General features: G+C 40.4%; 12 protein-coding genes and 1 pseudogene. 2 read left to right on the top strand and 11 right to left on the bottom strand.

Going from position 1 to position 10,080, the window contains the following annotated elements:
* From G468_RS24880 to G468_RS23480, 10 genes and pseudogenes are all read right to left on the bottom strand, one after another.
* Window positions 1-577: pseudogene (locus tag G468_RS24880) on the bottom strand (hypothetical protein); the annotation flags it as partial.
* Window positions 578-613: 36 nt separating this feature from the next.
* Window positions 614-1,699 (bottom strand): hypothetical protein, encoded by a 1,086-nt coding sequence (locus tag G468_RS0114575; RefSeq protein WP_026823710.1) that lies wholly within the window; start codon window positions 1,697-1,699, stop codon window positions 614-616.
* Window positions 1,696-4,872, bottom strand: coding sequence for a TipJ family phage tail tip protein (locus G468_RS21260; protein WP_034250102.1), 3,177 nt, complete (start codon window positions 4,870-4,872; stop codon window positions 1,696-1,698). Before G468_RS21260 ends, G468_RS0114575 begins: the two co-directional genes overlap by 4 nt.
* Window positions 4,873-4,924: 52 nt before the next feature.
* On the bottom strand, window positions 4,925-5,533 hold the full coding sequence (locus G468_RS0114590; protein ID WP_026823711.1) for a tail assembly protein: 609 nt from the start codon (window positions 5,531-5,533) through the stop codon (window positions 4,925-4,927).
* The gene (locus tag G468_RS0114595) at window positions 5,530-6,243 is read right to left on the bottom strand and encodes a C40 family peptidase (RefSeq protein WP_026823712.1); all 714 of its coding nucleotides are present in this window, start codon (window positions 6,241-6,243) and stop codon (window positions 5,530-5,532) included. The genes G468_RS0114590 and G468_RS0114595 overlap by 4 nt, the downstream gene beginning before the upstream one ends.
* The gene (locus G468_RS0114600) at window positions 6,240-6,983 is read right to left on the bottom strand and encodes a phage minor tail protein L (RefSeq protein WP_026823713.1); all 744 of its coding nucleotides are present in this window, start codon (window positions 6,981-6,983) and stop codon (window positions 6,240-6,242) included. The genes G468_RS0114595 and G468_RS0114600 overlap by 4 nt, the downstream gene beginning before the upstream one ends.
* The gene (locus G468_RS0114605; protein WP_026823714.1) at window positions 6,980-7,321 is read right to left on the bottom strand and encodes a phage tail protein; all 342 of its coding nucleotides are present in this window, start codon (window positions 7,319-7,321) and stop codon (window positions 6,980-6,982) included. Before G468_RS0114605 ends, G468_RS0114600 begins: the two co-directional genes overlap by 4 nt.
* A 61-nt stretch (window positions 7,322-7,382) precedes the next feature.
* Window positions 7,383-7,946, bottom strand: a complete 564-nt coding sequence (locus G468_RS22590) for a BRO-N domain-containing protein (protein WP_051297132.1) — start codon at window positions 7,944-7,946, stop codon at window positions 7,383-7,385.
* On the bottom strand, window positions 7,943-8,734 hold the full coding sequence (locus tag G468_RS23475; RefSeq protein WP_081700698.1) for a phage antirepressor KilAC domain-containing protein: 792 nt from the start codon (window positions 8,732-8,734) through the stop codon (window positions 7,943-7,945). Before G468_RS23475 ends, G468_RS22590 begins: the two co-directional genes overlap by 4 nt.
* Window positions 8,735-8,808: 74 nt before the next feature.
* Window positions 8,809-8,961 (bottom strand): Arc family DNA-binding protein, encoded by a 153-nt coding sequence (locus G468_RS23480; RefSeq protein ID WP_026823716.1) that lies wholly within the window; start codon window positions 8,959-8,961, stop codon window positions 8,809-8,811.
* Window positions 8,962-9,064: 103 nt separating this feature from the next.
* Here G468_RS23480 and G468_RS0114625 point away from each other — a divergent pair, with 103 nt between their 5' ends.
* Both G468_RS0114625 and G468_RS21275 read left to right on the top strand, forming a co-directional pair.
* Window positions 9,065-9,307 (top strand): Arc family DNA-binding protein, encoded by a 243-nt coding sequence (locus G468_RS0114625; RefSeq protein WP_026823717.1) that lies wholly within the window; start codon window positions 9,065-9,067, stop codon window positions 9,305-9,307.
* 135 nt (window positions 9,308-9,442) lie between these two features.
* Entirely contained in the window at window positions 9,443-9,646 is a 204-nt protein-coding gene (locus G468_RS21275; protein ID WP_034250104.1) for an Arc family DNA-binding protein, read from the top strand.
* Between the two features lie 176 nt (window positions 9,647-9,822).
* On the opposite strand, the gene G468_RS0114635 is transcribed toward G468_RS21275, so the two are convergent.
* The coding region (locus G468_RS0114635; protein ID WP_026822469.1) for an ATP-binding protein at window positions 9,823-10,080 on the bottom strand (258 nt) is incomplete at its 5' end.

A 10,080-nucleotide genomic window follows, 5' to 3' on the forward strand; every position in this document is an offset into this window, starting at 1 on the left:
AATTTATTTTTCCCGCATTTAATTGCACATTACCGTTAATTTCACCGCCCGTTTTATCAAATTTTTTATCTAACTTTTCGCTTATTTCTACAACATCTTTAGCATCTGCTTTGCCTTTTACTGTTTCCTTGATTTCATCGATAGCACTTGAGTCTGCTTTTCCTTCGACTAATTCTTGCAGTGCCTTGATTGACTCTAACTTAACCGTTTTGCCACTGGGTAGCGTAAGTTCAACGACACCGTTTTCCCCCATCCAGGTATCCATGTTTTGCAGAAAGTAGAGGATGTATGTGTTAGCAGCAACAAGTGCTCTTGCTGCATCACTGTTGTTATTTGGTTCAGTGAGATTAATGGTGTAAGTGGTGTCTGTTGCGCTAAAAGTCGGCTTATCTGCTAGCGTTAATTCAGTGTCGCTGTTAACGGCTAATATCATGTAAGGATAGTTAATATCGCCGTTTTTAATCAGCATTAACATGCCAGGTGATACCAACGGATTATTACTGTTCCATTTTGTGCCTGTGCCTTTGACAATAGAAGAGCCTGACACGACAGTTACGGTGCCATCTTTATAAATCATTTTTATTTCCCGTTATAAATAGAATAAGTGTTTTGATTAAAACTTAAAATAATCTTCTGCATCCAATACTAATATAGAATTTTTAGTTCTTGCTGTAGTATTATCTCCGTAGTATGCAGAGTTATACATAACTCTAAATCTACTCAAACTAAGACCTGTCTGATCATAATGACAAATATTTAAATTCTCTAAATATCCTCCATCTGTACGAAAAAAAAATTGACCTACTGCGCTTGGCGAATACATTGGTCTTCTGATGTTTTCAATTGTTCTTTTTTCTCCAGTAGACATTGATGTTCCAGTTATCATGATAGGTCTTGTTAATACATTATATTCTGAATTAAAAGTGATTTCACCTTTGGAGTTTCTAAGACGTAAGCCATGAGATCCAGTATCCAATTCTCCACCTTTAGCCAATCTGAATGCCACAACATAATATTCTGCTGAAGTATTTCCTCTACCATTTTTTTCTGTACTTATAAGAACTGGTCTACCTGGGTCATAAATGCTTTGTTGTACATAATCCGTTCTAATATACGCATTACTATTTAATGTATAAAAAAAATAAATAGCATTATCTATCGTTAAATCTGGTGAAATCATTGAAGGAATAAATTCGGCATTGATAGTTATTTTTTTTTTATAAAAAGCATAAGCATAACCAGTGGTAGGTATTTCATTTAAAAAAACTGCATTTCCTTTAATGCGCAAACCTAAATTTATAGGCAATGATGATTTTTTATAATCAGGATAAGCGATAATTTGTATTCTATTTTTAAACTTTCCGTCACCACTTAGTCTGCTAAGTCCTTTTAAAGTTACTTTTCCATCAGATCCCTGATTGTGCCAGAATGTTTCTTCTGTACCTGACACATACATACGTCCACCTATATCAGTAAATGTTATTCCAGCCATTGCCCCATGTCGCATAACATAAAAATTATATCCATCCGGAATAGCATTCGGACAAGTCCACTTATAAGATAACCATTCTCCGTCTGGTTCAAGAATATCTCCATAATCTTCAGATACTGCTCGCGTCCAGATGTTAGTCGCTGGCGCAGTAAATTCATTAAATAAAAAGAATGAACCATCAGGATTAGTTATCCTTAATCCAATCATATAAATTCTCCTAACTCAATAATTGGAGTATTACCTGAATAAACATAAAAACCTTTATTCGTTAATCTTGTCCGATATGTAGATGACACACCATTAACCTCAAAATTACCGTTAACCATATCTATTCGTGTTCCTCGTTGCCCAGGAATATAATTTTTAGATCTCAAGTCCATTCCAACTATTATATTTTCAATAGTGGCTTTACTTATTAGTGCATCATTAAAAATCACTTGGCCATTTTTGATAGCAAAAACTGGCTCTAACTTGCCATTGCTCGGATTGTAAACGATAAATGTTTGAGCACTAAAGCCAATTTGAGTCGTTACTTTGCCGTTTTTGAGCTCAGCCCCAATCACCAGGCCAGTGTCATAATCCACACCGTCATAATGAATCTTGACTAACGAATTCCACGTTGCAGAAGCCTCACCTTTTTTCATGTCATACTTAGCTTGTAGCGAATTCTGAGCGGCTGCCCATGACTTATCCGCTGTTGCCCTGACCTGATGGATAGACTCGGCTAAGGCTTTAGTCTCGGTTACCACATAATTGTCAACCCTGACGATTTCCGCCTTCATCTTGCCGTTTTGACGCATGAAGTACTGCGTATTGCCGTTGAGTCCCTTCGCGTTTTCCAGTATGGCTTCTGTGCTGCTATCTATTCCTTTTTTTAACTGCTTAATGGCTTCCGTATCATTAATTTTTTTGTCAATTTCATTAATGATACTGCTGGCATCAAATTCTGACTCACCCCGCACAAATTCTGTCCACGGTGACTGGTTACCGGATTTATCAACCAGTCTTGCGCGAAAATAAAAGACTGTCCCTGCGGCCAACCCTGACATTTCATGGCTTTTTGAGGGATAAGGTATATCAGCCAGTAACATCAAACCTTCACCGTCATTGGTTTCGCTGTACTGAATCTCTGTTTTTAACGTGTCTTCCGTATTTTCGTTAAATCCCCAGTCTAATTTTATCCCAAATACCAATGTGGAAGCCCTGAAGTTAACAGGTGCAGGAGGTTCGCCTTCCTTACCTTTCAGTATTGTCTCAGGAGCATTCGCCCAGATAGATGAGATATCCGATGAGTTTATGGCTCTTACTCTTACCTGATAGCGTCCGGCATATATCCCTTGAACTTCAAAACTCGGTGTTGACGTTCGAGGTATACTTACCCAGTTATTATTCCCTCTTCGCCATTGTGCCTCATAGGCAATCGCATTTTCTGTGGCATCCCAGTCAACTCTTAACGTTGTAACAGCAATCCCTTGATTGATATGGGTATATGCAGAGATATGTACGTTCTTTGGAGGTAATTGGACACCAGGGGGGATAACAGTAATGGGTCTTTTATCAATCCTGGCTCCAGCATCAATATGCTCATATTTATCTGGATTATGGAAAGTCCCCGTGATGGTATAGGTATTATCGGCATTGTCCTGAATGCTAATTACGCGATAAAGCTGAATTGCCAGGTCGTTGGCATCTATTGTCCAAACCGCATTTTTTTCAATGGGTTGAGAATAACGGGCTGTTACAGTGATAATATTGTCGTTAACCGTCTGGACTGTTCTTGCTTCTGATTTTCCATCAGGTAAGTTAATGATAAGTCTGTCACCCGATTTAATATCTGCCTTCCTGTCGAGCGTAATTTTTCTCTCATCAACAGATGAAATCCTGCCACCAATAATACGGCCAGCAAGATTTGCGTCTGCCACGCCAATAATCTGCCCAGGCGTTGGAATAGCACCTTCCAGCCCAGTTGAAAAGGTTATCGTCCTGTCATAAGCATTCGTTAATAATATCCAGCGTCCGCGTCGGTTTGCTTCTGATTGTCGAGTGCAACCAATCGCCGAAATATCCGTTTTACGCACACCATAACGACGCTGCAGTTTGCTATCAGAGACCGCCTCAATAGCATCATGACTGTGATTATCGGCATCCGAATAGGAAACCAGTACCTGCGTATAACGGTTTTGCTGACTACCGCCTGAATAGGTCACCTTTCCATCGACGATATTCGCTTGCGTGAAAATCCGAAAGATATCCGATGGCATATCAGCCACCGCTTTGACAGAATTATCCGCCCAAAACGTCATACCCCTAAAAATACCCGCAATATCACGCAATACCTGATAAGCCGATTCCTGAGACTGAATATAAATATCACATAAAAAACGAGGCTCTTTACCTGAACCACCCTGACCGTCAGGAACATTTTCATCGCAATACTGGGCTATCTGGTATAAATCCCACTTATCTATCTGTGTGCTATTAATCCGTTCTCCACAACCGTAACGGTTATTTAAAATCAGGTCATAAAAAATCCAGGCGGGATTGTTCGTCGCGGCCAGCTTGAAAGTTCCATTCCAGACACCCGAATAAGTTCGGTTTACAGGGTCATAGTTTGAGGGTACTTTTACCAGTAAACCACCTTTGGGGCGCAAGCTGACTTTGGGGATGCGATTATTAAATTGTCTTGCGTCAAAGGTGATAAACAATAAAGCAGTATTAGGATATCTTAATTTTGCGTCAATCACCTCAGTAACGGCTGCAACAACCACTTTATCGGCAATGCGCGCCGTATTTTTGTTAGGAGTGAGGCGACGAACACGCAATTGCCAGCCGGTTTTGGCTACAGGCAAATCGATACGGTGCGTTCGCTGATATTCGCTGGTTGTTTTACCATCAAAGGCAGCACGCAACACTTCTTTGTAGCCACTCCCATCCGCTGACAGGTCAATGGCATAATCAATACGGTAACCGGAGGTATCGCCATTATCGTGTTGTTCTAGAAGTTGTGGTACAGAGAAACGTAACCGAATAGCTGACAGCTGGATATTATTTATCGACCTGATATACGGTTTTTCATCTTTTAATTCCCTGCTTATGCTAATCTCATTGTCAACTGACGGAATGCCTTTGATGTATTCCTGTTGCTCACTGCCCGGACGAAAATCCCACGTCACGCCCTCAAAGTTTTTACTGCCATCAGCATTACCAATAGGCGTACCATCCAGAAAAATACGGGTAGCATCTAGTCCGCCAGCAATTTCTCCCTCAGAGATAGCAAAGAGTAATTTTGCGGTTGATTCTGATAGCAAGCTATCGGGTGACTCTACAGGTTTATGCCCACCGCCATCACCCCCTTTTGCCCCGAAAATAAGATTTGTCATATTTCACCCACAAAAAAAAGCCGCCTCAGCGACTCAAAGTTCATCATTAATGCTATCTTTGGTCTTCGGTGTAAATCCCCGCGGATATAATTGCCCCACCTATCTCTTTTCTATCCAAGGTATACAGCAACGGCACTGGATTACCCTGTGCCGTCGTATTCACTGCACCACCAAACGCATAAGACGGTTTATTATCGGCGTCCTGACGAACCGAAGCTCCTGGCGGTTGCGGTGACAACATTTGTGCTATACCGCCTAATGCCATTGATGCCCCACCTAACGCTAAAGCACCACCCATAAACCCGCCAGCCCCAAAGGCTGCCCACCCAACAGGCCCCAACATCATTGCTGCGCCTATCATGGCTACCCCTAATATAGTTTGGAACAGTCCTCCGTTTTTGCTTCCCTTAATTATCGGGGCAATACGAATATCCTGTGTTGTATCAAGGTGAAACTCATCTTCGCCGATATTATGCTTTCCCTTGAAGACCGCAAACTCGACGCCTCTCAAATGCGCATCAGCCAGATAACGTGCAAAGCCTGAGTAAAGCACACATAATGCTTTAATGGCTTCTTTTGGGGAGCTAATGGCCAGTTGATGGACGCGGCCAAATTTTGTGCCCAGTTTTCCATATAACCTGACTGTTCTCAGTTCACTCATGCCCATTCTTTCCTTCTGACAACCTTGACGGTTCGGTCACGCCAGTAATCACTGTAGGGCGTGACACGGCTTAATTGCCCGTACAGATGATGCAGTAGCATGCCGTTATCCAGCAAAATACCTGCATGATTGGCGACATCAGCCTGAACCTGCATAATGACCACATCACCCACTTCAGACACACCATTAATTTCAACAAAACCTTCTTTGGTGAAATTCTCCATATAACGGTTTTCACCTTGCTCCCACCATGGATAAGTGACACTATAATTATTCAATGTAATACCGTGTTCTTGCCGAAAATAATCAACAATCAGCGTCCAGCAATCGGAGTAACCCAAAACAAACGTTCTTCCCGTTAATTCACGCTCACCTCTTGGTTGAATTATACGCAAATCCCCCTCAGGCCACGACACAATTACCCACGGTAATTCACTGGCATCGCATTGCAGATTATCTATTTCACTTGGGTGTGTTGTCACGCCATCGCCACAATGAGAATGGACGATAGCAACAGGCAGTCCCCAGTCTTCCGCATTGGCATAGTCTTCCGGTGATAATTCGAATTGTTCAGTGGGATTTGCAGCAAGATTACGGCAAGGAAAATAGCGTTTCACACGGCTCTTTTGGCAAATAACCCCGCAGGCTTCTTGCGGAAATACCCTTTTAACGTGATTAAATATTGCTTCGGTAAGACTTTTTGTTATCATCGTATTAACCCTGCCGCAGGAAATCCGCCAAAATCCAAGGGCACATTTTCACCAAATCGCTTTTTACAATCGCTCATCAGACCACCACAAACATCTAAGGCGGGGTCATCCACCGAATTGCCTTTCTCATCAAAATAGCGTTTACCATTATAGGCGCACCCATTCCCTGAACGATACCAACCCCGCATGCACCAGTAACAGAGATGATGAATTTGACGTACTGGCAACATAACGCCTTGTAAATCAAACGGGCAAGCCAGTTCAAACTGAATAATTCCCCCCGCTTCTTCATGACTTTTTCGGTCAACATAAAATACTTGCTTAAAGCATTCATCAGGATTCTCAGTAGGATTATTATCAGGAAAATTTTTGCTATCCAGATAATGCGAAAAAGTCTCATAAATGGTTACTTTTGCCTGAACCATATCATCAAATTCCAGGCACAGTGATGATATCAGACTATCAATATTACCCACTTTCAGTATCGGTCTGGCTTGGCTGCCTTCACTACTTTTTGATAAACCCGAAATTTCATAAGGCCATGCGCCATATTCGTTACCTTGCCACCAGATAGGCTTCGGTTTTAATTTATCTTCTGCCTTTTCAATTTCCTCGGGGGTGTAACGAAGGTTGTAAGCATGAAAACGCAAAACCGGGCCACCAAATGCACTGCCATCTACTTCCACCAACTGAATTTTTTCACCCGGTTCTAATTTTTGCACATCTGAATGGATTATCATGCTGAGAAAGCCTCCTCAAACGTGGCTGATATTTTCATGACATCACGCGCAACCGGAGTCATCTTGATCGAATCGACTTTAACCCGATACACTCCCTTAACACCAAAAGGGGGAATCCAGATAAAAGACTTTATAGTGTGTTGGCGAATAAAATCAAAGATAGGCATCACTTCGGCTTTTTTGCCTAAATAAGAGAAAGGCCAGGATTGCGATTCGGGATGGATCCCATCGGCAGACACCTGCTTGTAGCCATCACCAAATTCCACTTCTTTGATTCGATGCCTGAACTCGCCCGTTGGGCTGTCTTGTATCTGGGTTCGCCATCTAAATTCATCCATTAACTTGACTCCATAAATAAAAAAAGCCACGATTAAGTGACTTTTTTGTTTTTTAATAAAATTAATTTATCAATTTTACCGTTGAATGCATTTCAAGGTGTCTTAAAGAACTAAACACCGAACCATGTAGATCTGCTAATCTTCCTGTTAACTCCGCATCTATTTTTGTATTTAATCTTCTCAATGATGGAGAAAGAGATTGATTCCATATCGTCCTAATGCTGCTAATGTGAGTAAATGCTGTTGTGATATTTCTAAACAGCAAATGCTCATCCAAATTACTTCCATCAAGTTCTCTATCCAAAATGTCTAGTACCCATTTACGAAATAGTTTGGCTATTGGAGTCGTTGCAAACATCGCAATCAAATGAGCACCTCGAAGTGAAAATAACCGCACCAACATATCAATTTCACCTGTTTTTCTAACGACCGTCATATTGACGGTCATTGTCATTGAATCAGTAAATTCATCTGCATTACGCGAATAAACCCGACTGACATTATCTGTTCTGCTATAACCCAATGCTTGTGCAAGCTCAGTAGACGTAAGCCAAATTTGACCACTATCAACAACAGGATTAAAGGTAAAATTCTGAAAAGTTAGCGTAGAGAGAGCGTTATTCATGCTGCCACCTCCACGCTTAACAGTTTTGCCAATTTAGCAATCCCTTTTGGTGTGATACGAACCTGTGTTTTTGTTTCATTAATGCCATCAGTTCGAGTAATCGTTGTCACTTTATGCTCAATCAGCCCCTGTTGAATCTTGTCCTGATAACCAATCCACGGGCTGCCTAATCGTCTGTAAATCCATTTATTTTCACTTAAGAAATCAAACAGCGCTTTGGGACGTATTTGTAGTTGCTTGGCTGTATCAGTCACACACATAGCACCATCTGACTTAGCTATGCGCTCTAAGGCGGCTACATCGGGCTTCATTTCTGCTATTTGATGGTCACGATCAAGGATTTTTTCACTATAATTTAGCAACAAGCCTCTCATTACAGCCGGATCATTTAATGCAACCATAGGGTCTATCACAACAGGCGCTAATTTACCCGCTTTAAAATCTAAGAATGTTTGGTTAACTGTTAATCTAAATTTTGGCGAAATCCAGCCAGCATACTCTATCGCTAAAAGTTCATGAGCAAATGTACCTGGTGATGAACCGCCATTAACGGTATTGACCACTTTATAAGCAGAGCAAGAATTTCTGCTTTGGTTGTTTTTCAATAAGTTAGCTTCTAATTCTGCAATTAATTCTTTAGTTTGTTTGTTTTGTAACCATAGAGAGGGTCGCTTTGCATTGTCACCACCACTCGCTTTGTGTAATGCGTTCAGGTTGAAACGATCTTCTGAGTCTTTGGTAATTTCAATTCCTGCAATGACAGGAAGATTTTTATTTGGTATATTCATACTGTTAATCTCTTTGCTTATGATTGACAATTTAGAAACCCTGACTGCTCGTCCAGTTGGGGTTTTGCTGTTTTTTATGCATTAATTAAACCATCTTCTTTTAAAGTGCGGCGCACCCGACTTACTATCTCCTTGCTGTAAGACCTATCACTCTTATTCGCTAACTTCCTTAACAAGGTTTCTATCTCGTCAGGGAAACGAACAGATGAAGGTTTTGATACTTTCATGTTTTCTCCTTTTTGTATGTGGTATGCATACATATTAAATAGGTACGTATTGATAGTCAATAGATACCCACATATTCTGTAAATAAAACTTACGGATTAGAATATGTCAGAAAGAAAATACAAAAACCCACAGGTTAATTTAAGATTACCTGTGGAGCTAAAAAATAGAATTAATGAGTTAGCTAACGTTAATGGGAGATCGGCCAATCAGGAAATGGTTGCCGCGATAGAAGCTTGGGTGAAACAAAACAAAAATGTTCAAGAATTGACTATCTCTGATTTAACTAATCGCATTATAGCGCTAGAGAATCAAATCCAAACACTGAAAAATAATCTCGAAAAATAGTAATCCCTTAGATGCTTCTTAAATTAATAGTTTCGAACATTCTTAATAATTTTTTTAGTACTTATTTTCAATTAAAACTCTTTACATATAATTAAACATATGAAAATAGGAGATATAGCACCATTTGGCGTAAGAATGACTACCGAATTAAAAGATCGCTTACATGAAGAAGCGAGAAGAAATACCCGTTCATTAAACTCAGAAATCGTGAAGCGCCTTGAAGATTCTTTATCTAAAGAGAACCAGCAGTTATCTGAAAATAAAGATGATTTTGAAAATAGAATTAGTATGCTTGAAGATATGATTGAGAAGTTAAAAAAAGAAATCCAAATGAACTAATCATTTATATTTTTTCCAAAGAACAATTATAGGGTTGACTAATGACAAAGAAATACCCAAGCCAAGAAATGGATAGATTTAACATTAGGATGCCTGCTGGAATGAGAGTGTCAACGATCACCGAAAACTGATCCACTTTTTATCTAAATCCGATCAATCAAAATTGATCCACTATTTTACTCAGTTATTGCTCCTGAGCGCCGCTTATCTTTCAATCGGTAGCTTTCACCGCTTAATTGCAGTACATGCGAATGATGAAGTAAACGATCAAGCATAGCGGCAGTTAATGTTGCGTCATCAGCAAAAGCACTTGGCCATTGCCCAAATGATAGGTTACTCGTCAATATGACACTGCCATGCTCATAACGCTTGGCAATCACATTGAAAAACAGGTTTGCTTCTTCTCGCCCAAACGGCAGGTATCCAATCTCATC

The sequence above is a fragment of the Arsenophonus nasoniae DSM 15247 genome, assembly GCF_000429565.1.
Taxonomy (GTDB): Bacteria; Pseudomonadota; Gammaproteobacteria; order Enterobacterales; family Enterobacteriaceae; genus Arsenophonus; species Arsenophonus nasoniae.

Coding starts and splice junctions, on each gene's coding strand:
- G468_RS0114575 (WP_026823710.1), bottom strand. CDS start 1,699: ATGATTGGATTAAGGATAACTAATCCTGATGGTTCATTCTTTTTATTT.
- G468_RS21260 (WP_034250102.1), bottom strand. CDS start 4,872: ATGACAAATCTTATTTTCGGGGCAAAAGGGGGTGATGGCGGTGGGCAT.
- G468_RS0114590 (WP_026823711.1), bottom strand. CDS start 5,533: ATGAGTGAACTGAGAACAGTCAGGTTATATGGAAAACTGGGCACAAAA.
- G468_RS0114595 (WP_026823712.1), bottom strand. CDS start 6,243: ATGATAACAAAAAGTCTTACCGAAGCAATATTTAATCACGTTAAAAGG.
- G468_RS0114600 (WP_026823713.1), bottom strand. CDS start 6,983: ATGATAATCCATTCAGATGTGCAAAAATTAGAACCGGGTGAAAAAATT.
- G468_RS0114605 (WP_026823714.1), bottom strand. CDS start 7,321: ATGGATGAATTTAGATGGCGAACCCAGATACAAGACAGCCCAACGGGC.
- G468_RS22590 (WP_051297132.1), bottom strand. CDS start 7,946: ATGAATAACGCTCTCTCTACGCTAACTTTTCAGAATTTTACCTTTAAT.
- G468_RS23475 (WP_081700698.1), bottom strand. CDS start 8,734: ATGAATATACCAAATAAAAATCTTCCTGTCATTGCAGGAATTGAAATT.
- G468_RS23480 (WP_026823716.1), bottom strand. CDS start 8,961: ATGAAAGTATCAAAACCTTCATCTGTTCGTTTCCCTGACGAGATAGAA.
- G468_RS0114625 (WP_026823717.1), top strand. CDS start 9,065: ATGTCAGAAAGAAAATACAAAAACCCACAGGTTAATTTAAGATTACCT.
- G468_RS21275 (WP_034250104.1), top strand. CDS start 9,443: ATGACTACCGAATTAAAAGATCGCTTACATGAAGAAGCGAGAAGAAAT.